The sequence below is a fragment of the Stenotrophomonas sp. YJH_SMC_135 genome (assembly GCF_059372355.1).
This window is the reverse complement of record NZ_JCAFVN010000003.1, coordinates 375959-400213: the sequence shown is the minus strand read 5'-3', so window position 1 is coordinate 400213 and position 24255 is coordinate 375959. Positions and strand designations below refer to the sequence as shown.

Annotated in this window: 19 protein-coding genes; 7 read left to right on the top strand and 12 right to left on the bottom strand. The window is 66.7% G+C overall.

What is annotated here, in order from left to right; all coding sequences use genetic code 11:
- Nucleotides 1-34 precede the first annotated feature (34 nt).
- The 4 genes from AC5P98_RS12840 to purB all read right to left on the bottom strand — a co-directional run bounded on the left by AC5P98_RS12840 (nucleotide 35) and on the right by purB (nucleotide 7410).
- The gene (locus AC5P98_RS12840; RefSeq protein ID WP_014647701.1) at nucleotides 35-2866 is read right to left on the bottom strand and encodes a 2-oxoglutarate dehydrogenase E1 component; all 2832 of its coding nucleotides are present in this window, start codon (nucleotides 2864-2866) and stop codon (nucleotides 35-37) included.
- A gap of 186 nt (nucleotides 2867-3052) precedes the next feature.
- A complete protein-coding gene (locus tag AC5P98_RS12835; protein WP_049418813.1) occupies nucleotides 3053-3949 on the bottom strand; it encodes a GNAT family N-acetyltransferase in 897 nt (298 codons plus the stop codon).
- A gap of 9 nt (nucleotides 3950-3958) precedes the next feature.
- Complete coding sequence (locus AC5P98_RS12830) at nucleotides 3959-5371, bottom strand: ribosomal protein uL16 3-hydroxylase (RefSeq protein ID WP_049404574.1); 1413 nt, start codon at nucleotides 5369-5371, stop codon at nucleotides 3959-3961.
- Nucleotides 5372-6042: 671 nt separating this feature from the next.
- Nucleotides 6043-7410 (bottom strand): adenylosuccinate lyase, encoded by a 1368-nt coding sequence (purB, locus tag AC5P98_RS12825; RefSeq protein WP_014647697.1) that lies wholly within the window; start codon nucleotides 7408-7410, stop codon nucleotides 6043-6045.
- A gap of 293 nt (nucleotides 7411-7703) precedes the next feature.
- On the opposite strand from purB, the gene AC5P98_RS12820 reads away from it, so the two are divergent.
- Nucleotides 7704-9131 carry a class II fumarate hydratase gene (locus AC5P98_RS12820; protein ID WP_049408551.1) on the top strand — a complete coding sequence of 476 codons (1428 nt, stop codon included), beginning with the start codon at nucleotides 7704-7706 and terminating at the stop codon, nucleotides 9129-9131.
- 104 nt (nucleotides 9132-9235) lie between these two features.
- Here the strand turns inward: AC5P98_RS12820 and AC5P98_RS12815 are convergent, their stop codons facing one another.
- The 6 genes from AC5P98_RS12815 to AC5P98_RS12790 form a co-directional block, all read right to left on the bottom strand.
- On the bottom strand, nucleotides 9236-9661 hold the full coding sequence (locus AC5P98_RS12815) for a hypothetical protein (RefSeq protein WP_014647695.1): 426 nt from the start codon (nucleotides 9659-9661) through the stop codon (nucleotides 9236-9238).
- A 106-nt stretch (nucleotides 9662-9767) separates the two neighbouring features.
- Entirely contained in the window at nucleotides 9768-10373 is a 606-nt protein-coding gene (locus AC5P98_RS12810; protein WP_049408554.1) for a YggN family protein, read from the bottom strand.
- Between the two features lie 30 nt (nucleotides 10374-10403).
- Nucleotides 10404-11291 carry a DUF4097 family beta strand repeat-containing protein gene (locus tag AC5P98_RS12805; protein WP_049408555.1) on the bottom strand — a complete coding sequence of 296 codons (888 nt, stop codon included), beginning with the start codon at nucleotides 11289-11291 and terminating at the stop codon, nucleotides 10404-10406.
- Nucleotides 11292-11316: 25 nt separating this feature from the next.
- Nucleotides 11317-12345, bottom strand: coding sequence for an ABC-2 transporter permease (locus AC5P98_RS12800; RefSeq protein ID WP_046431579.1), 1029 nt, complete (start codon nucleotides 12343-12345; stop codon nucleotides 11317-11319).
- Entirely contained in the window at nucleotides 12342-13217 is an 876-nt protein-coding gene (locus AC5P98_RS12795; RefSeq protein ID WP_014647691.1) for an ABC transporter ATP-binding protein, read from the bottom strand. The genes AC5P98_RS12800 and AC5P98_RS12795 overlap by 4 nt, the downstream gene beginning before the upstream one ends.
- The gene (locus AC5P98_RS12790; protein WP_005410261.1) at nucleotides 13217-13576 is read right to left on the bottom strand and encodes a GntR family transcriptional regulator; all 360 of its coding nucleotides are present in this window, start codon (nucleotides 13574-13576) and stop codon (nucleotides 13217-13219) included. Before AC5P98_RS12790 ends, AC5P98_RS12795 begins: the two co-directional genes overlap by 1 nt.
- 604 nt (nucleotides 13577-14180) lie before the next feature.
- On the opposite strand from AC5P98_RS12790, the gene AC5P98_RS12785 reads away from it, so the two are divergent.
- The 6 genes from AC5P98_RS12785 (at nucleotide 14181) to AC5P98_RS12760 (ending at nucleotide 20262) form a co-directional block, all read left to right on the top strand.
- Complete coding sequence (locus tag AC5P98_RS12785) at nucleotides 14181-14768, top strand: glutathione peroxidase (protein ID WP_014647689.1); 588 nt, start codon at nucleotides 14181-14183, stop codon at nucleotides 14766-14768.
- 96 nt (nucleotides 14769-14864) lie between these two features.
- The gene (locus AC5P98_RS12780) at nucleotides 14865-15842 is read left to right on the top strand and encodes an FKBP-type peptidyl-prolyl cis-trans isomerase (RefSeq protein ID WP_032962085.1); all 978 of its coding nucleotides are present in this window, start codon (nucleotides 14865-14867) and stop codon (nucleotides 15840-15842) included.
- Nucleotides 15843-15865: 23 nt separating this feature from the next.
- Entirely contained in the window at nucleotides 15866-17215 is a 1350-nt protein-coding gene (locus tag AC5P98_RS12775; RefSeq protein ID WP_032962083.1) for a UDP-glucose dehydrogenase family protein, read from the top strand.
- Nucleotides 17208-17450, top strand: a complete 243-nt coding sequence (locus tag AC5P98_RS12770) for a SlyX family protein (RefSeq protein WP_005410256.1) — start codon at nucleotides 17208-17210, stop codon at nucleotides 17448-17450. Before AC5P98_RS12775 ends, AC5P98_RS12770 begins: the two co-directional genes overlap by 8 nt.
- A 10-nt stretch (nucleotides 17451-17460) precedes the next feature.
- The gene (locus AC5P98_RS12765; protein WP_049408561.1) at nucleotides 17461-18141 is read left to right on the top strand and encodes a DUF2058 domain-containing protein; all 681 of its coding nucleotides are present in this window, start codon (nucleotides 17461-17463) and stop codon (nucleotides 18139-18141) included.
- A 48-nt stretch (nucleotides 18142-18189) separates the two neighbouring features.
- Nucleotides 18190-20262, top strand: coding sequence for an acyltransferase family protein (locus tag AC5P98_RS12760; protein WP_049408563.1), 2073 nt, complete (start codon nucleotides 18190-18192; stop codon nucleotides 20260-20262).
- Between the two features lie 12 nt (nucleotides 20263-20274).
- Here the strand turns inward: AC5P98_RS12760 and AC5P98_RS12755 are convergent, their stop codons facing one another.
- Both AC5P98_RS12755 and metH read right to left on the bottom strand, forming a co-directional pair.
- Complete coding sequence (locus tag AC5P98_RS12755; protein ID WP_049408565.1) at nucleotides 20275-21459, bottom strand: MFS transporter; 1185 nt, start codon at nucleotides 21457-21459, stop codon at nucleotides 20275-20277.
- 86 nt (nucleotides 21460-21545) lie between these two features.
- Nucleotides 21546-24230: a methionine synthase gene (gene metH, locus AC5P98_RS12750; RefSeq protein WP_032962075.1), complete on the bottom strand. Its 2685-nt coding sequence runs from the start codon at nucleotides 24228-24230 to the stop codon at nucleotides 21546-21548.
- Between the last annotated feature and the right edge of the window lie 25 nt (nucleotides 24231-24255).

Genomic DNA, 24255 nt, shown 5'->3' with positions numbered 1-24255 from the left:
AGCTTCCTGGTTTGTCTTCTAAATAGGGGGAGGATTATTCAGCGAACGTGTCGTTGAACGGGTTGACCAGTGCGTCGGCGATCAGCTGCTGCTGCTCGCGGACGTGGTCAGCCATGTGACCGGCAGCCGGCGAGGCCGAACGTGCGCGACCGGCGTAGTGCAGGTTCTGGCCATCGGCCAGGCAGAACTGCAGGTGGTGGCGGATCTGGTACCACGCGCCCTGGTTCTGCGGTTCTTCCTGCGTCCACACCACGTCGGTGGCCTTGCCGTACTTCTTCAGTTCGGCCGCCAGCAGCGCACGCGGGAACGGATACAGCTGCTCCACGCGGATGATCGCCACGTCGTCCTGGCCACGCTTGATCTGGTCCTCCAGCAGGTCGTAATAGACCTTGCCCGAGCACAGCACCACGCGCTTGACCTTTTTGGCGTCTGCGTTGGCGTCGCCGATCAGGTGCTGGAACTCGCCGTTGGCCAGCTCGTCCAGGGTCGACACGGCCAGCTTGTGGCGCAGCAGCGACTTCGGCGACATCACCACCAGCGGCTTGCGGGTGGTCATGTGCAGCTGGCGACGCAGCATGTGGAAGGCCTGGGCCGGGGTCGACGGCACGACCACCAGCATGTTCTCCAGCGCACACAGCTGCAGGAAGCGCTCCAGGCGCGCCGAGCTGTGTTCCGGGCCTTGCCCTTCATAGCCATGCGGCAGCAGCAGGGTCAGGCCGGAAATGCGGCCCCACTTGGCTTCACCGGCGGCGATGAACTGGTCGATCACCACCTGGGCACCGTTGGCGAAGTCGCCGAACTGGCCTTCCCAGATGCACAGCGTGTTCGGATCGGTGGTGGAGAAGCCGTACTCGTAGGCCATCACCGCTTCTTCGCTCAGCAGCGAATCGATGACGGTGGCCTTCTCCGGCGAATCCACCAGCTGCCGCAGCGGCATGTAGTAGTTGTCGGTCTTCTGGTCGTGCAGGATCGCGTGGCGATGCGTGAACGTACCGCGGCCCACGTCCTGGCCGACCAGGCGCAGTGCATGGCCTTCGTCGAGCAGGGTGGCGTAGGCCAGGTTCTCGGCAAAGCCCCAGTCGCCCGGGATCTCGCCGGCGGCCATCTTGCGGCGGTCGTCATAGACCTTGGCCACGCGCGAGTGCAGCTGCACTTCATCGGGAATGGTGTTGATCAGCTTGGCCAGCTCGACCAGCTTGTTCTTCTCGACCTTGGTCGAGACCGGGTCGGACAGCTTGCCTTCCAGCAGCTTCGGCCAATCGACGAACAGCGGGCTGCTCGGCGGGGTCTTCTCGACCTTGGCCAGCTCGGTGGTCACTTCACCGGCGTCCAGCTTCTCGCGGTAGGCATCGACCATCGCCTTGCCGGCGCCGGCGGCGATCACGCCCGCCTTTTCCAGCTGCTCGGCGTACATCTCGCGGGTGGTCGGGTGCTTGCGGATCACCTGGTACATCAGCGGCTGGGTGATCGCCGGTTCGTCGGCCTCGTTGTGGCCCCAGCGGCGGTAGCACATCAGGTCGATGACCACGTCCTTGGCGAACGTCTGGCGGAATTCGAAGGCCAGCTGTGCGGCGAACACCACTGCTTCCGGGTCATCGCCGTTCACGTGCAGCACCGGGGCGGCAATCATCTTCGCCACGTCGGTGGCATAGCGCGTGGAACGCGTATCCAGCGGGTTGGAGGTGGTGAAGCCGACCTGGTTGTTGACCACGATGTGCACGGTGCCGCCGACGGCGAAGCCGCGGGCCTGCGACATCTGGAACAGTTCCATGACCACGCCCTGGCCGGAGAAGGCCGCGTCGCCGTGGATCAGGATCGGCATGACCTGCTTGCGTGCGGTGTCCTTGCGGCGCTCCTGGCGCGAACGCACGGAACCGGCCACGACCGGGTCGGCGATTTCCAGGTGCGACGGGTTGAACGCCAGCGCCAGGTGCACCGGGCCGCCATCGGTGGCGACGTCGGCGGAGAAGCCCATGTGGTACTTCACGTCGCCGGCCGAAGCGTGCTCGTCGTGCTCGAACTTGCCTTCGAACTCGTCGAACAGCTTGCGCGGGTTCTTGCCCAGGGTGTTGACCAGCACGTTCAGGCGGCCACGGTGGGCCATGCCGATCACCACGTCCTTGACGCCATCCTTGCCGGCGTTGCGGATGATGGTGTCCATCATCGGGATCAGCGAATCGCCGCCTTCCAGCGAGAACCGCTTCTGGCCGACGTACTTGGTGTGCAGGTAGCGCTCCAGGCCTTCGGCCGCAGTCAGGCGCTCCAGGGTGCGGCGCTGGGTGTCAGCGTCCAGCTGGTAGTTGCCACCGGCGGCTTCCAGCTTCTTGTAGATCCACTGGCGCTGCTCGACCTCGGAGATGTGCATGAACTCCGCACCGATCGAGCCGGTGTAGGTCGCCTTCAGGCGTGCCAGCAGGTCGCGCAGCTTCATGCGCGGCTGGCCGCCGACGCCGCCAGTGCTGAACTCGCTGTTGAGGTCGGCATCGGACAGGCTGTGGAACGGCAGGCCCAGATCCGGGGTGTTGACCGGTGCGGCCAGGCCCAGCGGATCGAGGCGGGCGTCTAGGTGGCCGCGCGAACGGTAGGCGGTGATCAGACGACCGACATTGCGCTCGCGCTCGTCGCCTGCACCGTTACCGGTACCGGCCTTCAGCGCATCCTTGGCCGCGTCCGCAATGTGGGAGATGACGGCCGAGTGCGGAATGTCACCTGCTTCGCGGCCCTTGAAGCCGTCGAAGTAGGTTTTCCATTTGGGATCGACACTATCCGGGGAGACCAGGTACTGCTCGTACAGGTCCTCGACATAGGAGGCGTTGCCGCCGGCGAGTTGCGAAGATTGCGCAAACTGCTTCAGTTGATTGTCCACGATGGAGGGTGTTGATTCGCTTTGTGGGGTATGGCTTCAGAAGGACCCGGCAGGAAGATGAATAGCCCTGCGCGGGCGCGTTCAAACAGCCAAATTGTACCCCCAACCGGACACGAAGGGGCACCACCACAGGTATCCCGCGTCCGCCGATGCCGGTTCCAGACAGGTTCGGTCGGCTGTGCCGACTCAGATGCCGAGCGCACGCAGTTCGCTGCAGATGCGCGAACGGTCCCAGACACGCTGCAATTGCTGCTCGAACGGCTGCGAACGTGCTGGCAGCGCGATGCCGGCCTCGCCGTCGAGGCGATGGCCGATCAGACGAAAGTAGAAGTCGCCCGCATCGTTGAGCAGGCAGGCCGAGGCCAGCGCGCGGTCGACCGGATCGCTGACCTCGCGGAACTGGATCACGCTGGGCAGGCGCTGGGCCAGCGCCAGCAGCGGCGACCCGACAGACGCGATCGCGGCGGCGTCGTGCACGATCACCCGCAACTGCTTGTCGTGGCGGGCGGTGACGAAGCGGCGCAGGGCGGACTGTACCGGGGGCGCGTCGAGCAGCCCCGGGTCCAGTTGGCGGCTGTGCAGCCACAGCTGGCGACGCGCGCGGTGGATGATGGCCGTGGTGATCGCCACCGCCTCGGCTCGGCTGTCGATGGCGCTGGCCACGCCCAGCCGGCGGCGCATCTGCTGGTGTCCGATGCCGGCTTCCTCGAACACCTCGCCCTCGGGCAGGAAGCCCTGGCGTGCATAGAAATCGCGCGCGGGCAGCTGGGCGTGCAGGTGCAGTTCGGCCAGGCCGAGCCGGCGCCCGGCTTCGACCAGGGCCGCCAGCAGGGCCTCGCCGACCCCGTTGCTGCGATGGGTGGCCAGCACGGCCATGCGGCCGATGCGGCCGTCCGGAGCCAGCCTGCCGGTGCCGACCGGCTGGCCGTCACTGTCCAGCGCCAGCACATGGGCACTGACCGGGTCCAGCGCATCGCGTTCCAGCTCGGCGGCGATGCCCTGTTCCTGCACGAACACGCGTTGGCGCACGTCGTGGATGGCAACGTGGGCGTCGGCGTGGCTGACCTGCTGGACCCGGATCATGACGATGGCTCAGGCCCGGCCGGTGCTGTCGTCTTCGTCGTCGTCCTCGAAGTTGACGATGACCTCGATACCGTCGTCGTGCACGGTCACGGAGTGGACATCGTCGGACACCGCGTCGGCGTCGATCGCCTCGACGCGGTCGCGGCCTTCGACGACCTCGCCGAGCACCACGGCATCCTCGCTGTCTTCCTCGTCTTCGGCCTCGTACACCTCATTCGGGTCGATCAGCTGGAACACACCCCCGACCAGCAGCTGCTGGACCACGGCACGGCCCTTGTCGGACAGGCCGCGATAGGCGGCGGCGTCGAGCTGCTCGGCGCCGGCCAGGCGCTGCGCGTCCTTCACCGGCAGCGCGAAGTCCTGGCCGCTGACATACAGGCTGGCGCCACGCTTGGCCCGGCGCCAGGCCAGGCGGGCCCACGGGTGGCGCTGCAGCAGCATGCCCGACGCCAGCGCTTCGACCACTTCCTCCGCGGCCGGCGCGGCCTGGTGGGCCATCACTTCGCCGGCGGCACGGTAGGTGGTGATGAAGCGGCCGAACCAGTCACCCAGCTTGTCCGGGTCATTCATGCGGATGGCGTTGAGGGCGGTGATCACCCGTGCCATCGCCACCGTGTCGATCTCGTTCGGATCGGCCGGCACCTTCAGGTCGGCATCCTGGTAGCGGATGTTCTCATCGGCATCGGCGATCAGGGTGTCCAGATAGTCGCTGATCAGCTCGGCAGAAGACGGCGCACGCATGCCGAACGAGAAGGTCAGGCAGGGGTCTTCGGCGACGCCGTGGTGCGGCACGTTCGGCGGCAGGTACAGCATGTCGCCCGGCGCCAGCACCCAGTCGTGGGTGGGCTTGAACACCTTCAGCAGTTTCAGCTCCACGTCCGGGCGGAAGCCCAGCGGCGGCTGCCTGCCCTTGATCGATTCGCTGGCATCGATCTGCCAGCGGCGGTGGCCGTGGGCCTGCAGCAGGAACACGTCGTACTGGTCGACATGGGCGCCGACCGAGCCGCCGGTGGCGGCGAAGCTGATCATCACGTCATCCATGCGCCAGCGCGGCAGGAAGCTGAAGTGCTCGATCAGGGCGCGCACGTCCGGGTCCCACTTGTCCACGTCCTGCACCAGCAGGGTCCAGTCGTGGTCGGGCAGGGCGGGGAACACGTCTTCCTGGAACGGGCCGGTGCGCACGCGCCAGCCGTCCTGGGCCTTGTCGTGCTCGATCAGGCGCGCCAGCACACCTTCCTCGCAGGCCAGCCCGGCCAGGTCTTCCGGCTGTACCGGGGTCTGGAAATCCGGAAAGGCATTGCGGATCAGCAGCGGGCGCTTCTGCCAGAAGTCGCGCAGGAAGGTGGCCGGCGCCATGCCGAGCGGCTGGCCAGGGCGGGCGGTGACTTCGATGAGGGGGGCGGAGGACTTGCGGGCGGCCATGGGGGAATCCTTGCAGCGGAAAGCGGGAGGGGCGGCGCAGCGGGCCGCCTGAGATCTCCATTGTCCGCCGTTCGCCGGGATTGCGCACGTGCGCGGGTTTGTCGCGGGGTGTCCGGCCAACGGCGGAGCCCCTCGTGGCGGGGTGGTTGGTCGCGCAAAGCGCTGGCTTCATGGGCTGGGCCGGGCGGGGTGGGTTCGCGGGACACGCCGTGAACCCGTCCCTGGGGGCTCGATGGCGCCATCCATGGCGCCAACGGTCCCGCGAACCCACCCCGCCCGGCCCCTGACAGTTTCCTGCGCGGCCCGCCACGGAATGGAAAGAAGAAGATCAAAGGCAACAGCGGGTCGCGCGCTGCGCTTGCTCATCCCAAAACAAAAGAGGGACGCGGCGAAGCCGCGTCCCTCTTTCAAATTCCGTCCCGACAACCCAATGCTCTTCGATCCGTCACCGGGAATCTGCCAGAGGTGGGGCGGGAGGGGCCAGCGGGACCGTTGGCGCCATGGATGGCGCCATCGAGCCCCCATGGATGGGTTCACGGCGTGTCCCGCTGGCCCCTCCCGCCCCACCCAGCTAGCAGCAATCCAGAGCCGCTCTTGACGTTGCTATTGCCGTTGCCGTTGCCGTTGCCTGCCGCAGGCGGCGCCCGCGGCCGCCGCCGCAAGCAAACCCCTTAAATCTTCTTCGCCAGCGACTCAGCCAGGCCGGTGTAGCTGCCCGGGGTCATCTCCAGCAGGCGCTGCTTCGCATCCGCCGGCAGCTCCAGCCCCTGCACGAACGCACGCATCGACTCGGCGGTGATGCCCTGGCCGCGGGTCAGCGCCTTCAGCTGCTCGTACGGGTTCGGCAGGCCGTGGCGGCGCATCACCGTCTGCACGGCCTCGGCCAGCACTTCCCAGGCTGCGTCCAGATCGGCGTCCAGGCGCTGCGGGTTCACTTCCAGCTTGCCCAGGCCCTTGGCCAGCGAATCCAGTGCCACCTGGCTGTGGCCGAACGCGGTGCCCAGCGCACGCAGCACGGTGGAATCGGTCAGGTCACGCTGCCAGCGGCTGATCGGCAGCTTCGCGCTGAAGTGCTCGAACAGCGCGTTGGCGATGCCGAAGTTGCCTTCCGCATTCTCGAAATCGATCGGGTTGACCTTGTGCGGCATCGTCGACGAACCAACTTCGCCTTCCTTCAGGCGCTGCTTGAAGTAGCCCAGCGAAACGTAGCCCCAGATGTCACGGGCCAGGTCGATCAGGATGATGTTGGCGCGGCGTGCGGCATCACCGATCTCGGCGATGTTGTCGTGCGGCTCGATCTGCGTGGTGTACGGGTTGAACACCAGGCCCAGGCCGGTCACGAAGCGCTCGGCGAAGGCTGGCCAGTCCACGTCCGGGTAGCTGGCGATGTGGGCGTTGTAGTTGCCCACCGCGCCGTTGATCTTGCCGGTCAGTTCGACCGCGGCAATCTGCCGGCGCTGGCGCTCCAGGCGCGCGACCACGTTGGCCAGTTCCTTGCCCAGGGTGGTCGGCGAGGCGGTCTGGCCGTGGGTGCGCGACAGCATCGGCTGGCCAGCCTCGGCGTGGGCCAGCGTGCGCAGGGTGCTGGCGATGCCGTCCAGGGTCGGCAACAGCACCTCGCGGCGCGCCTGTTCCAGCATCAGGCCGTAGCTGAGGTTGTTGATGTCTTCGCTGGTGCAGGCGAAATGCACGAATTCCAGCGCCGGGGCCAGCTCGGCGTCGTCCTTCAGCTGTTCCTTGATGAAGTACTCCACCGCCTTGACGTCATGGTTGGTGGTGCGCTCGATCTCCTTCACGCGCGCGGCCTGGGCCGGGCTGAAGCTGGCGGCCAGCGCGCGCAGGCGGGCGATGGCAGCGTCGGAGAACGGGGCCAGTTCGACGATGCCCGGCTCGGCGGCCAGGGCCAGCAGCCATTCCACCTCGACCGTGATGCGGGCCTTGATCAGGCCGTACTCGGAGAAGATCGGGCGCAGGGCGTCGACCTTGCCGGCATAGCGGCCATCGAGCGGGGACAGGGCGAGCAGGGCGGAATCGGACATGTCGGCAGGGCTGGGACGAGCGGCGGGGCCGATATTCTACGACGTGCCGGTCAGGTAGTGCCGGCCGCTGGCCGGCAACCACGCTCGGCCCACGCCGCCATGGCTTGCCGGCCAGCGGCCGGCACTACCCTTGCGCACGCACAACGGCCCTGCGGACGGAACGATCTGGCCCGTCCTCGTCATCCCACGCTGCGGGCAAGGGAGTATCGTTGGCGCAGCCGCCAGCCCGGGAAGCGACACCCTGCCAGCCGCCGCTTCCCTTTCCCCAACTGAAGTAGTGCGGAGTTGATGCAATGAGCAGAGCTGCAAGCAAGGGTTTCAGAATCGAACACGACAGCATGGGCGAGCTGCAGGTGCCTGCCGACGCCCTGTGGGGCGCGCAGACCCAGCGTGCCGTGCAGAATTTCCCGGTGTCGGGCCAGCGCATGCCGCGCGGTTTCATCCGTGCCCTGGGCCTGGTCAAGGGCGCTGCCGCCGGCGTCAACGCCGAGCTGGGCCATCTGCCCAAGAGCGTGGCCAAGGCCATCCAGACCGCTGCCGCCGAAGTGGCCGCCGGCACCTGGGACGCGCAGTTCCCGATCGACGTCTACCAGACCGGTTCTGGCACGTCCTCGAACATGAATGCCAACGAGGTCATCGCCACCCTGGCCAACCGTGCCGGCAAGGCGGGCAAGACCGCGGTGCACCCCAATGACCACGTCAACCAGGGGCAGAGCTCCAATGACGTGATCCCGACCGCGTTGCGCGTATCGGCGGTACTGGCGGCACATGAGCAACTGCTGCCGGCGCTGGTGCACCTGCGCAAGACCCTCGACAAGAAGGGCCGCAGCCTGCGCAAGGTGGTCAAGACCGGCCGCACGCACCTGATGGATGCGATGCCGCTGACCTTCGAGCAGGAGTTCGGCGCATGGTCGGCACAGCTGGCCTCGGCACAGGAACGCATCGAAGACAGCCTCAAGCGTGTGCGCCGGCTGCCGCTGGGCGGCACCGCCATCGGTACCGGCATCAATGCCGACCCGCGCTTCGGCGCGCAGGTGGCCAAGGCGTTGAAGCAGCAGACCGGGTTCAAGTTCGACAGCGCCGAGAACAAGTTCGAGGGCCTGGCCGCGCAGGATGACGCGGTGGAACTGTCGGGCCAGCTCAATGCACTGGCGGTGGCGCTGATCAAGATCGCCAACGATCTTCGCTGGATGAACGCCGGTCCGCTGGCCGGGCTGGGCGAGATCGAACTGCCGGCGCTGCAGCCGGGCAGCTCGATCATGCCGGGCAAGGTCAACCCGGTGATTCCGGAAGCGACGGTGATGGCCTGCGCGCAGGTGATCGGCCACCACACCGCGATCACCGTGGCCGGGCAGACCGGCAACTTCCAGCTCAATGTCACCCTGCCGCTGATCGCGGTGAACCTGCTGGATGGCATTGGCCTGCTGGCCAATGTGTCGCGCCTGCTGGCCGACAGCGCGATTGCCGGGCTGAAGGTGCGTGAGGATCGCGTTGCCGAAGCATTGGCGCGCAACCCGATCCTGGTCACCGCGCTGAACCCGATCATCGGCTACGAGAAGGCGGCGGCGATTGCCAAGCGTGCCTACAAGGAGCAGCGTCCGGTGCTGGATGTCGCGCTGGAGGACAGTGGCCTGGATGAAGCAGAGCTGCGCCGCCTGCTGGACCCGGCCGCACTGACTGCCGGTGGCATCCACGCGGGGGGCGGTGGCGGCGGCGGTTGATCTGCCGGTCGTAGGGCCGAGCCCATGCTCGGTTGCTTCCTGGACCTGGGCCGAGCATGGGCTCGGTTCTACAAGAGGAAACGCCGCCCAGGGGCGGCGTTTTTTCAGCGACGGTCGGCGACGATGTTGCCGAAGGTGTCGGTGTAGTCCTTGAACTCGGGGATGCGCTGGACCAGGTCGGCCGGGATCACTTCCATGCCTTCTGGCGGCTGGATCTTCACCGGCTGCATGTTGGGATCGGCCGGGGCGGCGACCAGGGTGTTCTGGCGCAGCACCTGCAGCTTGCCGAACATGGTCTGCAGCATCTGCTTCTGTGCCTCGTCCAGCGGAATCTGGATCTCGTCCACCTTCATCGAACCATCGCCGAGGATGATGATGTTCGGCGCCGGCGGGCGACGCACAGTGACCATGCCTTCGCTGACGGAGATCTTTGGCTTGCCGCGCTCGGCGCGGTGGTTGCGGTAATCCTTGTCACAGCCGACCAGGCCCAGGCAGAGCAGGGCGGCCAGCAGCAGGAACAACTTCTTCATGGCATTCGGTTCGGGGGCCTCCGGGGCCGCCATTGTAAGCCGGCCGGCGCACGACGGCCGGCAGCGGGACGCCGCTGCCGGCCGGGTGCGCTGATCTGTCACAGGCCTAGCGCTTGACCACGGTGTCCTTGCCGCAGTCGTCGACGTCACTCTGGTCCATCGTTGCGTAGGGCTTGAACGCCGGCAGCTCGCGCGCCAGTGCCTGCTGGCTGGCCAGCATCGCCGGCAAGCGGTTGCAGATGCGCTTGGCCTGGGCTTCGATCTTCTCGGCCTCGGCGTTGATCCGCTTCTCGATGCCTTCGCTGTCGCCGCTGAAGATGCCCTTCAGTGCCTCTCCGGCAGCGCTGGCGCCGAGCTTGGCGCCGGCCAGGCCGACATCCATGCCGTCCATCGCAATGGCGACGACGTGGCCGCGGTACTCCAGCAACCGCTGGCGCTGGGCCTCGTTGGCCGGCACGTCCTTGCCGTCGATCAGCAGGTGGCCATCCGGCGTGATCTCCGCACGCGGCTGCTTGTCGGCGGAGATGTTGATGTTGCCCTGGGTGATGTCCTTGCGGGCATCAACCATGGCCTCCTTGACGGTCTGGCCGACGCCGCTGGTGGCTTCGGCGACGCTTTTGCCGACGGTCTTGTCGGGCGTGGAAGAAGTGCCGCCGCAGGCGATCAGCGGCAGGCACAGCAGGGTGGCAGGCAGCAGGCGCAGCAGGTTCATGGCAACTCCCTCGAATTGGTCCGGTGGCGGTTACTTGTTGCGGGGCAGGGTGACCGTGCCGCCGACGTTGCGGTGGCCGACATCGCCGCTGCCGCTGTGGTCGACGGTCAGGCTGCCGCGCACGCCGTCGACCTGGATGTCGCCCGAACCATGGCTGCGCACGTGCACGTTGCCGCCGATGTCGGACAGATCGACATCGCCCGAGCCGACCACGCCGACCTCGACGTTGCCTTGCACGCGCTTGAACCCGATGTCGCCGGAACCGACCGTGTCCAGCCGGGCGTTGCCGCGGACATCGCTGATCTTCAGGTCACCGGAGCCGACGGTGCCGGTGACCGCATCGCCGCCGATGTTGCGCGCCTTGACGTCGCCGGAGCCGAGCGACAGCAGGTTCAGCGAGCCGCCACCGTCGATGTCCAGGTCACCCGAACCCACCGCTGCGTGGATGCTGCCGCGGGTGCCGCGAACGATCGCGTCGCCCGAGCCGACGTCCACGCTCAGCGACTGGGCGTTGTCCATGCTGGCATCGCCGGAGCCGACCTTGAGCTGCAGGGGCAGGTTGTCGGGCACGCTGCCACGGATGTCCAGCCACGCATAGCTGTTGCCCAGGCTGATGCCGCTGTGGCGGCCGTCGCGGCGCAGGCTGACGACCAGCTTGTCGCCTTCCCTGCGCTGCTCCAGTACCAGCTGGTCCAGCCATTCCTGGCTGGAGGCGCAGGCGCGGCCATCGAGCTGGCCACCGCCCTTGCTGGCGACGACCTTCAGGTCATGCTGGTTCACCTCCAGCACCACCGCCTTGGCGCCGGACACATCCAGCTTCAGCGTGCGGGCGGCGGTGAACTTGCAGTTCGGAGCATCGGCGGCCAGCGCCGACAGAGGCAACAGCAACAACGCAGAACAGGCGAGCAGGGAACGCATGGGTGGTGCCTCCGGGTGGATGGAATCAGATCTCGCCGGCGCGCTTGCGCAGGCGGATGGCGAGGACGATGAACACGACACCGACGGCGGCACCGATCCATAGTTCCGGCATCGCCAGCGACTTCAGCTGCGAGGCCGGGGACATCAGGCTGACCACCGATTCGAGATCGCGACGCGTGCCTTCCTCGGCGCTGAGGCGATACACCAGGTCGGTGCCCGGCACGCCGCCCAGCAGCAGTCGGCCAACGATGTTCTGCCAGAACCAGCCGGTGGTCAGGCCGATCAACGGCATCACCTTGGTAGTGCTGACAATGACGCCGGCGAACAGCGGCAGCATCACCGCCCACAGGAACGGTTTGGTACGGGCCCAGGCCGAGCACAGCAGCAGCCAGCCGGCGGTGGGCAGGGCCCACAGGGCGTAGACCGGAATCCAGGCCAGGTGACCGGCGGCCAGGGTCAACGGGCTGGCCGGGCCCCAGATCAGGGTCATCGGGCTGCCACCGTGCATCAGCGCGACGATGCTGATCACCAGCATGAAGCCGAACATGGTGATGATGCCGGCGATCACCGCGATCAGCGGGGCCACGACCAGTGCGCTGATCACCTTGGACAGCACGGTCTGGGTGTCCGACAGCGGCAGCGACTTCCAGAACAGGATGCTGCGGTCGCGACGGTCGTCGTACAGGGCGCCCAGGCAGTAGAAGAACACCACGAAGGCCAGCACCAGGAACGGCCAGGCCGAGCTGAGCACCAGCGTCAGGTCGAGGCCGTTGCCGAGGTCGGCCAGGTCCTTGGCGCTGATGTCGCGGGTCAGCAGGGCCAGGTCCAGGCCGTTGATGTTCACGCTCTCGCCGTCGACATGCAGTGCGCCGTTGCGTGCTGCACGGTTCAGTGCAAACAGGCCGAAGGCGATGCCGACGGTGCTCATCACCAGCGAGATCAGGCCGGCGATCAGCGGCGCATACAGGAAACCGCCACGGTTCTCCCAGTACTCGCGCTTGAGCAGCCAGCGCAGGGTGCCCATCGGGCTGACGGGGTGGTTGACGGCAGTCATGCGTAGGTCCCCTTCATGATGGCGACGAACAGATCGGCCAGGCCCGGGCTGCGGGTCTCGCCAAGGGTGGAGAGCTGGGTGCGCGGCACACCGTCGAACAGCATTACGGTCTTGCCGAACGTCAGGCTGCGCTCGTCGATCGGCTTCAGCGCACGCGCGGTCTCCAGCTGGTCGGCGTTGACCAGAAGCTCGGTGTAGCGCTGGCCGACATCGTCCATTTCTGCATCGAGCACGATGCGACCATCACGGATGAACATGACGTCGCTGAGGATGTGCTCGATCTCCTCCACCTGGTGGGTGGTGACGATGATGGTCTTCTGTTCGTCGAAATAATCTTCCAGCAGGCGCTGGTAGAACTCCTTGCGGTACAGGATGTCCAGGCCCAGGGTGGGCTCGTCCAGCACCAGGATGCGCGCATCGATGGCCATCACCAGCGCCAGGTGCAGCTGCACGATCATGCCCTTGGACAGTTCGCGCACGCGCTGCTTCGGCTGCAGCTTGGTGTTGGCCAGGAAACGCTCGCAGCGGGCACGGTCGAAGCGCGGATGGACACCGGCGACGAAATCGATCGCTTCGCGGACCTTCAGCCAGCGCGGCAGCACGGCGACGTCGGCAATGAAGCAGATGTCGTTCATCAGCGCGTCGCGGTGCTGCCGCGGGTCGCGGCCGAGCACGCTCAACTCACCTTCCACCGAGGTCAGGCCAAGGATGGCCTTCAGCGCGGTGGTCTTGCCGGCGCCGTTGGGCCCGATCAGGCCGACGATGCGCCCGCTCGGAATGCTGAAGCTGGCATTGTCGAGGGCCACGGTGGTCTTGTAGGCCTTGCGCAGGCCTCGGGCGGTGATGACCGGTTCACTTGCAGTGCTATTCATCAGACTTTCCCCTGGGGCAGCAATTCGTCGAGGCTCAGGCCCAGGCGCTGGATGCGCTCCAGCACCGCCGGCCATTCTTCATTGAGAAAGCGCTCGCGCTCGCTGCTGCGCAGCTGCGTGGCCGCCTGCTCGGTCATGAACATGCCCAGGCCGCGGCGCTTCTCGACCAGGCCTTCATCGGCCAGTTCCTGGTAAGCGCGCGAAACGGTGATGGGGTTGAGCTGGTAGTCGGCGGCCACCTGGCGCACCGAAGGCAGGGCATCGCCCGGCTTGAGGATTCCGTCGAGCATCATGGCGATCACGCGCTCCTTCAACTGACGGTAGATGGGAGCGCCGTCGCTCCACTGGATGTCGCTCATATTCAGCTCCGTGGGGTCAGCGGCTGTGCGAACGAGAAATACGGCATGGACAGGGAGCTGTGCAGCCGACGCGGGGGAGGGGGGGAGGAATCGGCGTTCCCGGCCGGCGAAACGGATGCATCCTGCGCACTGTCGGCGGAGGCGGGGGCGGTTGGCATGGCCAGCCAGGCCAGCACGATCAGGGTCGAAACGGCAGCGGCCGCGGGTGCGGTGAGGTTGCGACGGATCCGGGCGTTCATGGCTCCCCCTGTCTCAGGTGACTGGTGTTGTATGCAACTATAACACCGGCACGCCTACGTGCAACCCCTTGCCGTGCCCAACTGATGGCAGGGGTGGTCAAGCCGCTGAAATATCCCCTTATCCCCTTGATTGAAAAGGGAAATGGAATTGTCGCGCGGGGCGATCACGCCCTGCCTTCCATTCAGCGTTGTCCATGCTATGTCATCCCTGCGCCGTTGAGGGTGGGTCCTCCCGGGAAAGGCCACGCCACGCAAAGCCGCCGGCACCCGCCGCAACAAGGGGCAACGGAGCCCGGTGCTATAGTTCGGCCGATTCCCGGCCGCTATCGGCCGGCCCTGTGAATGGCTACCGCGGACTGCTTTCGATGCCCCTGCCGACCGTTGTTCCGCGCCGACTGCGCGGCCTGTCCCTGTTGACCCTGCTGGTGGCCGGCCTGGCCGGTTCCGCCCACGTGCTGGCGGCCGATCTGCTGGACCTGGACTATCGCCCGCTGGCCAGCAAGCAGCAGGTCAACCTGCAGCAGCGCTACCACGGGCAGGTGCTGCTGGTGGTCAATACCGCAAGCAAGTGCGGCTATACCCCCCAGTACGAAGGCCTGGAGGCGCTGCAGAAGCGTTATGCCGGCCGCGGCTTTGCCGTGCTGGGTTTCCCGTCCAACGATTTCAAGGGCCAGGAACCGGGTGACGAGAAGCAGATCCAGGATTTCTGCACGCTTACCTATGGCGTCAAGTTCCCGATGTTCGAGAAGGTGCACGTCGTCGGTGCGGAGGCCACGCCGTTGTACCAGCGGTTGACCGCAGCCACCGGCGTGGCGCCGGGCTGGAACTTCCACAAATATCTGGTCGGCCGCGATGGCAAGGTCATCGCCCAGTTCGCCAGCAAGGTGACGCCGGACGATCCACAGCTGACCGCCGCCATCGACAAGGCGCTGGCCGTCGCTCCTACGCATTGATATCCGGCACGGATGCCTCGACATCGACGGCATGCGTGCGACAATGCTTCTTTTCGCGCCGACGTCGGCGCCCAGACACTTCCAGGAATGCAGCGAATGAAGATGGGAATGCGCGGCGCCGCGGCGTCGGTTCTGATTCTGGCGATGGGCACTTCGGGTGTCGCTCTGTCGCAACAACCGGCTGCCCCCGCAGCCGCCAAGGAGACCGCAACCTTGAATTCCCCCAAGCAGAAGCTGGGCTACGCCATCGGCCTGGACGTCGCCAAGTCGTTCACCCCGATCGCCGATGAGATCGATGTGGCCGCGCTGCGCACCGCCGTGGAACGTTCGTTCGAAGGCCTGCAGCCGCAGATTACCCAGGAACAGGCCAAGGCCACCGATGCCGCGCTGCGCCAGGTCGTGATGGCCCGCAGTGGGCAGCAGGTGCCGGGCATGGCGCCGGGTTCGCAGCCGCCGAAGGTCGACCGCGTCAAGGTGTCGCAGATGATCGGTTCCTACTCGGTCGGCCCGTCGCTGGCACAGCTGAAGGACGACATCGACGTCGCCTCGCTGTTTGACGCGATCAGCACCGGCCTGAGCAAGGGTCAGCCGAAGATGACGGAAGCTGACGCGACCGCCACCATCCAGGCGTTCATGGGCAGCAAGCAGGCCGAAATGCAGGCCAAGGCCGCCGCTGCCGCGCAGACCAACCGCGAGGAAGGCAATGCGTTCCTGGCCAAGAACAAGACCCAGCCGGGCGTGGTAACCACCCCGTCGGGCCTGCAGTACCAGGTCATCCGCCCGGGCAGCGGCGAGCGTCCGCTGCCGAGCAGCAAGGTGCGCGTGAACTACGAAGGCAAGCTGCTCAACGGCACCGTGTTCGACAGCTCCTATGGTCGTCAGCCGGCCGAGTTCGGCCTGGACCAGGTGATCAAGGGCTGGACCGAAGGCGTCGCGCTGATGCCGGTCGGTTCGAAGTACCGCTTCTGGATCCCGGGCGAGCTCGCCTACGGTGAGAACGGCACCCCGGGTGGCCCGATCGGCCCGAACGCGACTCTGACGTTCGACGTCGAGCTGCTGGGCGTCCTGCCGTAAGCGACCACGGAGCCAGCACGGACATGCGCGTTGCGATTTTCGGTACCGGTTACGTAGGGCTGGTGACCGGTACCTGCCTGGCCGATGTCGGCCACCAGGTGGTCTGCGTCGATATCGACCAGGCCAAGGTCGATGGCCTCAACCAGGGCATCATCCCGATCTATGAGCCGGGCCTGGAACCGATGGTGAAGGCCAATCACGCCGCGTCGCGGCTGACGTTCACCACCGATGCCGCAGCCGCGATCGGCCACGGCCAGGTCGTGTTCATCGCTGTCGGCACGCCGCCGGACGAGGATGGCAGCGCTGATCTGCAGTACGTGCTGGCCGTGGCCCGCACCATCGGCCAGCACATGAGCGTGCCGACCGTGGTGGTCAACAAGTCGACGGTGCCGGTGGGCACCGCCGACAAGGTCCGTGCCGCCATTGCAGCAGAGCTGGCGGCACGTGGCGCCGACATCGCCTTCGACGTGGTGTCCAACCCGGAATTCCTGAAGGAAGGCGACGCCGTTGCCGACTGCATGCGTCCGGATCGCATCATCATCGGTGCGACCAGCGCCGAGTCGGTGGCGGTGATGCGGCGCCTGTATGCACCGTTCAACCGCAACCACGACCGCGTGGTGGAAATGGACGTGCGCTCGGCCGAGCTGACCAAGTACGCCGCCAACGCGATGCTGGCGACCAAGATCTCGTTCATGAACGAAATCGCCAACATCGCCGAACGTGTCGGCGCCGATGTGGAGCAGGTCCGCCAGGGCATCGGCTCGGATCCGCGCATCGGCTGGCATTTCATCTACCCGGGCGCCGGCTATGGTGGCTCGTGCTTCCCCAAGGATGTGCAGGCGCTGGCCCGCACCGCGCAGCAGGCCGGCCTGGAGCCTAAACTGCTGAACGCCGTGGAAGCGGTCAACGATGCGCAGAAGGGCCATCTGTTCGCCCTGGTCCAGCGCCATTACGACAAGGGCGAGGACGAAGGCGTGCGTGGCAAGACCTTTGCCGTGTGGGGCCTGGCATTCAAGCCAAACACCGACGACATGCGCGAAGCCTCCAGCCGACGCCTGCTGGCGCAACTGTGGGAAGGCGGTGCGACGGTGCGTGCCTACGATCCGGAAGCGATGCATGAGGCGCAGCGCATCTTCGGTGAACGCGATGACCTGGTGTTCTGCAGCAATGCCAACGAGGCGCTGCAGGGCGCCGATGCACTGGTCGTGGTGACCGAGTGGAAGCAGTTCCGCAGCCCCGATTTCCAGACGCTGCGCGAGCAGTTGAAGGACGCGGTGGTGTTCGACGGCCGCAACCTGTACGAGCCGGCGGACGTGGAAGCAGCGGGCCTGGCGTATTACGGCATTGGCCGGGGGCGCTCGCTGCATGTCTGATCTGCTGCCAACCGAACGCGAGCAGGCGCTGGAAGCGCGCCTGGTCGAACTGGAAATGCGCGTGTCCTTCCAGGAACAGGCGCTGGCCGAACTGAGCGATGCGCTGGCCGATGCCCGCATGCAGGGCATGCGCAACGCCGACGTGCTGCGTGTGCTGCTGGAAGATCTGGGCAAGGTCCGCAACGCGCTGAATTCTTCCGATCCGGCGAGCGAACCGCCGCCGCCGCACTACTGATCCGAATCCTATGAGCGATACCCTCCGCGACCAGCTGATGGGCCTGGGCTTCAAGCCTGCGCCCAAGCCAGAGCGCAAGAATGATGGCCCCCGCCGTGACGGCCGCCCGCAGGGCAAGGGTGGCAACGGCAATGGAAAGCCGCAGGGCGCTGGCAAGGGCGAGCACAAGCCCGGCCAGCGTCGTGGTCCTGGCCATGGCGGCCCGGGCAAGCCCGGCCAGTCGCGTGGCCCGGGCCAGCAGGGCCCGCGCAAGCCGCGCAGCGCAGAAGAGATGGACCTGGCCAAGGCCTACGCCATCCGCGCGCAGAAGGAAAAGGAAGAGCGCATCGAAACCGAGCGCCTGAAGCAGGAAGAGGCGCGTGTGCGCCGCGAGGCCAAGGCCAAGCTGGAAGAACTGCTGAAGGACAAGGGCCTGAATGCCGAAGCGGCGGACATTGCCCGCCACTTCCCCTACGGCGGCAAGATCAAGCGCATCTATGTAACCGCCGAACAGCTGACCGCGCTCAACGCCGGTGAGCTGGGTGTGGTCCAGCTCAATGGCCGCTACCTGCTGGTGACCGCCGAGGTGCTGGCGCAGTGCGAGGCGGTGTTCGCCGCATCGGTGGCGCTGAAGGTCGATCCGAATGCGCCGGCCGAGGAAGATCCGTACGCGGACCCGCAGTACCAGGTGCCGGACGACCTGGTCTGGTAAACGCGTGACCGCCGCGGGCGCGCTGCCGTCGCGGCCGTGGGGGAAGGGATGACCGCTGATCCAAGCCGTGGCTACGTGCCGCACATTGACGGCCTGCGCGCGATCGCCGTGCTGGCCGTCATCGTGTTCCACCTGGACCCGGCCTGGTTGCCAGGCGGGTTCACCGGCGTGGATGTGTTCTTCGTCATCTCCGGTTTCGTGGTCAGCGCGTCGGTACACCGGCTGCCGCCGCTGTCGCTGGGGCAGTCGATGCTGCGCTTCTATGCGCGCCGCATCCGTCGCATCGCGCCGGCGCTGTTGGCTTGCCTGTTGCTGACTGCCGTGGCAAGCGTGCTGTTCATTCCCGAGTCCTGGCTCAGCGAAGCCAGTGACAGGACCGGACTGATGGCGTTCTTCGGCTTCAGCAACTGGGTGCTGGCAGCGATCGGCAACGACTATTTCGCGCCCAGGGCCGAATTCAATCCCTACACCCATACCTGGTCGCTGGGCGTGGAAGAGCAGTTCTACCTGCTGTTCCCGCTGCTGTTCCTGGCTTGGGCGCGCGGTGCACGCGGGCGCTGGATCAGCCTGGGCCTGTTCGGCCTGGTCAGCATGGCGTCGCTGCTGCATGCGGCGGTGCTGGGTCTGCGCGAGGCGCCGCCATCGTGGGCGTTCTATGCCACCAGCACCCGCCTCTGGCAACTGGGGGTGGGCGTGCTGCTGTTCCAGCTGCTGCATGTGCGCGAATCGCTGGACCCGGCAACCGGCCAGGCACTGAAGCGCGCCGCGCCGGTGTTCTCCCTGCTGGCCATGGTGGCGCTGGGCCTGCTGGGGTGGGCGTTGTGGTCCGCGCGTGCCGGGCGGTCACCGTGGCCTGACGGCGTGCTGCCGGCCTTCGCCACCGCGGGCCTGCTGTGGGCGCTGCATCATCATCCGCAGGCATGGGTGGCGCGCCTGTTGGCCAGCGCCCCGATGCGCCGTATCGGCCAGCTGTCGTACTCGCTGTACCTGTGGCACTGGCCGGTGTTCGTGCTGATGCGCTGGACCGTGGGCTTGCAGACACCCTTGCAGATGACCGCCGCGATGGCGTTGGTGCTGCTGCTGTCATGGCTGTCGTGGCGCTGGGTGGAACAGCCGTTCCGCGGCACGTTGGCGCAGCGCCTGCGTCCCGGGCGTTGGGTGCTGGCCGGCGCGGTCGTACTGCTGTGCGCCGCCGGCATCCAGACAGTGCTCTACCTGCAGGCGCCGCGGCTGTCGTTGAGTACGGTCAGCCGGCATCCGGCCGATTGGTACCCCAATGGCAAGAGCGTGGCCGGTGACTATCCCGAGTGCGCACTGGTGGTCGCCAAGCATCGTTTCGAAGGCGGTAGTGCGCGCACCTTTGCGCGTGGAGACTGCGACCGCCCGCTACCGATTGGCGCGCCGAAGCGGGTGTTCGTTGCTGGTGATTCGCATGCGATGGCCTACATCGAACTGCTGCAGCGACTGGCCCTGGAAACCGGCTCGGCGGTCTCCCTCTATGGCCGCGGCGGATGCCCGCAGGTGAGCCTGCAGAAGTGGCGCGGTGCCGGTGCCGGTTGCGCTGATTTCGACGCCGCGGTGTTCGCCGATATCGCGCGGCGTGCGCAGCCGGGGGATGCCGTGGTGCTGGTGTCGTTGCGCGTGCCACGCCTTTCCGATCAGTTCGTGCTGTTCGATGCGCAGGCGCAGCTGGCGGGCGAACTGACGGCAGAGGCCGCGGCAGGACGCGACGCCGAAGTGGCCGAGGCGGTCGCGCAGTGGAGACCCCTGGCCGAGCGTGGCGTGCGCATCGTGCTGGAGGCGCCCAAGCCAGTGCTGCCAGCGCCTCCTTATCGCTGCTCGGACCGCTTCAATGCCCGCAACGAGGTCTGCCGCAACGGCCTGGACAGCACGCGCATCGCGATGGAAACGTTGCGGGCACCCATGCTGGGCAGCCTGCAGCAGGTGGTCGATGGACTGCCAGGTGGCGTGCTGTGGGACCCGATGCCGGTGCTGTGCGACGACGCGTTATGTCCAGCCCAGCGCGATGGGCGGCCGCTGTTCTTCGATGGCGATCATCTCAGTGCGCATGGCAACCGGGTGCTGCTGCCCTCGCTGCAACAGGTGCTGTTGCAGCGCTGAGCCGGGCAGGGGTCAGCGCACGCGGCTGTTCCGTCGCGCACGTATGAGCGGCAGGCTCAGTGCGAAGAAACAGAGCAGGGCGCCAATCAGGGCGAAGCCGCTGCCGGCCAGGAACGCGGTGCGACCATCGTCGATCTTCCACAGTTGGCCGGCAATGAGTGCGCCGAGCACACCGCCGACACCGGACGAGAATCCGTACAGCAGCCCCTGGCCATGCCCATTGAGGCGACCGGGGAAGTAGGTCGCCAACATCTGCATCGCTGCTGCGAAGAACGCCGCAAAGCCCAGCGCGTGCGCGCTCTGCGCCAGCAGCATCACCGGCAGGTTTTCCGGGAACAGTGCGGTCACGGCCCAGCGCAGGCAGGAACTGACCAGCGCGATCAACAGCATCCAGCTGGCGTCATAGCGGCGGAAGAAGCGGCCGATGGTGAAGAACACGCCCACTTCGAAGACCACACCGATGGTCCACAACAGGCCCAGGGTGGAGGTGCGGTAGCCGTGATGGTCCATGTAGACCGAAAAGAACGTGTAGTACGGGCCGAAAGACAGTTGCTCCATGAAGGCGGCCAGGAAGAACGCCAGCACCGGCGGTCGGCGCACGATCTGCCAGAAGCCGCTGGCGTCGCCGCCGGTCTTGCCGACGCCGCGCGCGTAGTGGTTGCTGAAGGCCGAGGCGACCAGCAGCGCGAACAGTGGCAGCATCATCCACGGCAGCAGCCCGGCGTGGCTGGCCGTGCCGTCATCTTCGATCAGCCAGCCGAACAGGGTCACGACGGCGATGAAGCCGAGCGAGCCCCAGACCCGGATCAACCCGTAGCGATGGCTGTCGTTGCCCAGATGGGTGAGGGTGATCGACTCGAACTGCGGCATCACCGCGTTGTAGAAGAAGCAGAACACCACCATCGCCGGGTACATCCACGGCTGTGGCAGCGGCAGCAGGAATACCGCGAAGCTGAGCAGGGTCAGCACGCAGCCCGCGCGCAGCAGGCGGATCGGTCGTGGCGATGCGGCCGCCAGCGAGGTCCAGGTGCTGGGCGCGATCACGCGGGTGGCGTACCACAGGCCCATCATCACGCTGATGGCCGTCACGCTCATGCCGCGCGCGCTCAGGAACAGGCTCCAGTACGGAGTGAACGCGCCCAGCGCCGCGTAGTAGAACAGGTAGAAGCTGGAGAGGCGGGCAACGGGAACGGTCATCGCGGAATGATGAGGCAAAAAAGGGGACGGAGGGAATTAAGTCGTTTGTGCATAAGCGACTTAATCCCCTCCGTCCCCTTTTTGTGTCATTCGGGGTCGTAGTCGAGGTTGGAGGCCAGCCAGCGTTCGGCCTGGGCGCGGTCCACGCCCTTGCGGCGGGCGTAATCGCTGACCTGTTCGCGGCTGAGCCGGCCGACCACGAAGTACTGGCTCTGCGGATGGCTGAAGTAGTAGCCCGAGACAGCGGCCGTGGGCAGCATCGCGAAGCTCTCGGTCAATTCCATGCCGGCGTTTGCTTCGGCCTGCAGCAGGTCGAACAGGCGCCGTTTCTCGCTGTGTTCCGGGCAGGCCGGATAGCCAGGCGCCGGCCGGATGCCGCGATACTGCTCGTCGATCAGGGCGTCGTTGTCCAGCGCCTCGGCGCGCTCATGGCCCCAGAACTCGGTACGCACGCGCTGGTGCAGGCGCTCGGCCAGCGCCTCGGCGAGGCGGTCGGCCAGTGCCTTCAGCAGGATCGCGTTGTAGTCGTCATGCTCGGCCTCGAAGCGCGCGACGTGCGCGTCGATGCCGATACCGGCAGTGACTGCGAACGCGCCGATCCAGTCCTGCTTGCCACTGTCGAGGGGCGCGATGAAATCGGCCAGGCAGAAGTCCGGGCGCTCGGCCGGCTTGTCCACCTGCTGGCGCAGGAAGTGCAGGGTGGTTTCGCCCTGCGGGTGCTGCACGCGGACGTCGTCGCCGATGCTGTTGGCCGGCCACAGGCCGAACACGGCCTTGGCCGTCAGCCACTTCTCGCCGACGATGCGCTCGAGCATCGCGCGCGCATCGCGGTACAGCTCGCTGGCCTGGGTGCCGACGATCTCGTCGGTGAGGATGGCCGGGAACTTGCCGGCTAGCTCCCAGGCCTGGAAGAACGGCGTCCAGTCGATGTAGTCGACCAGCTCGTCCAGCGGGTAGTCGTCGAATACGTGCAGGCCGGGTTGTTCCGGTGCCGGTGGCGTGTAGCTGTCCCAGCCGCCCTGGAATTTCTGCGCGCGCGCATGTTCCAGCGTCACCAGGCGCTTGGCGTCGCCACGGTTGCGGTGGCGGGCGCGGATCTCGGCATAGTCGGCTTCGTTGGCGGCGACGAAGGCTTCGCGCAGGTCGCGTGAGATCAGCGACTGGGCCACGCCCACCGCGCGCGAGGCGTCCTTCACCCACACCGTAGGCGCTTTGTAGTGCGGGTCGATCTTCAGCGCGGTGTGCGCGCGCGAGGTGGTGGCGCCGCCGATCAGCAGCGGCAGGTCGAAGCCCTGGCGCTCCATCTCGCGGGCGACGTGGCTCATCTCCTCCAGCGACGGGGTGATCAGTCCGGACAGGCCGACCAGGTCGGCGTTGTGCTCGCGGGCGGCATCGAGGATCTTCTGCGCCGGCACCATCACGCCCAGGTCGACCACCTCGAAGTTGTTGCAGGCCAGGACCACGCCGACGATGTTCTTGCCGATGTCATGCACATCGCCCTTCACCGTGGCCATGATGATCTTGCCATTGCTCTTGGCGGTATCACCGCTGCGTGCCTTCTCCGCCTCGATGTACGGCAGCAGGTAGGCCACCGCCTTCTTCATCACGCGTGCGGATTTCACCACCTGCGGCAGGAACATCTTGCCGGCACCGAACAGGTCGCCCACGATGTTCATGCCGTCCATCAGCGGGCCCTCGATCACGTCCAGCGGGCGGCTGGAGGCCTGCCGGGCCAGCTCGGTGTCTTCCTCGACAAAGGCATCCAGGCCGTGCACCAGCGCATGTGCCAGGCGCTGCGCCACCGGCTTCCCGCGCCAGGCCAGGTCCTCGGTCTTCGCCGCGCCCTTGCTGCCCTTGTAGCGCTCGGCGATCTCCAGCAGGCGCTCGGTGGCATCGCTGCGGCGGTTGAGGATCACGTCCTCGACGCGCTCGCGCAGCTCAGGCTCCAGCTCGTCGTAGATCGGCATGGCGCCGGCGTTGACGATGCCCATGTCCATGCCGGCGGCGATGGCGTGGTAGAGGAACACCGAGTGGATGGCCTGGCGCACCGTTTCGTTGCCGCGGAACGAGAACGAGACGTTGGAGACGCCGCCGGAGACGTGGCAGTACGGCAGGGTCTGCTTGATGATGCGGGTGGCTTCGATGAAGTCCACCGCATAGTTGTCGTGCTCTTCGATGCCGGTGGCGACAGCGAAGATGTTCGGGTCGAAGATGATGTCCTGCGGCGGGAAGCCGATCTCGTCGACCAGGATGCGGTAGGCGCGGGTGCAGATCTCGACCTTGCGCGCGCAGGTATCGGCCTGCCCGCTTTCATCGAAGGCCATGACCACCGCGGCGGCGCCATAGCGCAGGACCTTGCGCGCGTGTTCGCGGAACAGCGCCTCGCCTTCCTTCAGCGAGATCGAATTGACCACGCTCTTGCCCTGCAGGCACTTCAGCCCGGCCTCGATCACGCTCCACTTGGAGGAGTCGACCATGACCGGGATGCGGGCGATGTCCGGCTCGGACATGATCAGGTTGAGGTAGCGGGTCATCGCCGCTTCCGAATCGATCAGGCCCTCGTCCATGTTGACGTCGAGGATCTGCGCGCCGCTGGCGACCTGCTGGCGGGCCACGTCCACCGCTTCTTCGTAGCGGCCTTCCTTGATGAGCTTGCGGAACTGCGCACTGCCGGTGACGTTGGTGCGTTCGCCGACGTTGATGAACAGCAGGTCCGGAGTGATGACCAGGGGTTCCAGGCCGGACAGGCGGGTAGGGCGGACAGGCGTCATGGCGGGCGTCGGCTCAACAGCAGGA

Excerpts from the sequence above, each read along its gene's own strand:
- AC5P98_RS12785 (WP_014647689.1), top strand. The coding sequence starts at position 14,181 with ATGCCCCTGCCGACCGTTGTTCCGCGCCGACTGCGCGGCCTGTCCCTG.
- AC5P98_RS12765 (WP_049408561.1), top strand. The coding sequence starts at position 17,461 with ATGAGCGATACCCTCCGCGACCAGCTGATGGGCCTGGGCTTCAAGCCT.
- purB (WP_014647697.1), bottom strand. The coding sequence starts at position 7,410 with ATGTCCGATTCCGCCCTGCTCGCCCTGTCCCCGCTCGATGGCCGCTAT.
- metH (WP_032962075.1), bottom strand. The coding sequence starts at position 24,230 with ATGACGCCTGTCCGCCCTACCCGCCTGTCCGGCCTGGAACCCCTGGTC.
- AC5P98_RS12795 (WP_014647691.1), bottom strand. The coding sequence starts at position 13,217 with ATGAATAGCACTGCAAGTGAACCGGTCATCACCGCCCGAGGCCTGCGC.
- AC5P98_RS12805 (WP_049408555.1), bottom strand. The coding sequence starts at position 11,291 with ATGCGTTCCCTGCTCGCCTGTTCTGCGTTGTTGCTGTTGCCTCTGTCG.
- AC5P98_RS12820 (WP_049408551.1), top strand. The coding sequence starts at position 7,704 with ATGAGCAGAGCTGCAAGCAAGGGTTTCAGAATCGAACACGACAGCATG.
- AC5P98_RS12780 (WP_032962085.1), top strand. The coding sequence starts at position 14,865 with ATGAAGATGGGAATGCGCGGCGCCGCGGCGTCGGTTCTGATTCTGGCG.
- AC5P98_RS12815 (WP_014647695.1), bottom strand. The coding sequence starts at position 9,661 with ATGAAGAAGTTGTTCCTGCTGCTGGCCGCCCTGCTCTGCCTGGGCCTG.
- AC5P98_RS12830 (WP_049404574.1), bottom strand. The coding sequence starts at position 5,371 with ATGGCCGCCCGCAAGTCCTCCGCCCCCCTCATCGAAGTCACCGCCCGC.
- AC5P98_RS12810 (WP_049408554.1), bottom strand. The coding sequence starts at position 10,373 with ATGAACCTGCTGCGCCTGCTGCCTGCCACCCTGCTGTGCCTGCCGCTG.
- AC5P98_RS12800 (WP_046431579.1), bottom strand. The coding sequence starts at position 12,345 with ATGACTGCCGTCAACCACCCCGTCAGCCCGATGGGCACCCTGCGCTGG.
- AC5P98_RS12770 (WP_005410256.1), top strand. The coding sequence starts at position 17,208 with ATGTCTGATCTGCTGCCAACCGAACGCGAGCAGGCGCTGGAAGCGCGC.
- AC5P98_RS12790 (WP_005410261.1), bottom strand. The coding sequence starts at position 13,576 with ATGAGCGACATCCAGTGGAGCGACGGCGCTCCCATCTACCGTCAGTTG.
- AC5P98_RS12755 (WP_049408565.1), bottom strand. The coding sequence starts at position 21,459 with ATGACCGTTCCCGTTGCCCGCCTCTCCAGCTTCTACCTGTTCTACTAC.
- AC5P98_RS12835 (WP_049418813.1), bottom strand. The coding sequence starts at position 3,949 with ATGATCCGGGTCCAGCAGGTCAGCCACGCCGACGCCCACGTTGCCATC.
- AC5P98_RS12775 (WP_032962083.1), top strand. The coding sequence starts at position 15,866 with ATGCGCGTTGCGATTTTCGGTACCGGTTACGTAGGGCTGGTGACCGGT.
- AC5P98_RS12760 (WP_049408563.1), top strand. The coding sequence starts at position 18,190 with ATGACCGCTGATCCAAGCCGTGGCTACGTGCCGCACATTGACGGCCTG.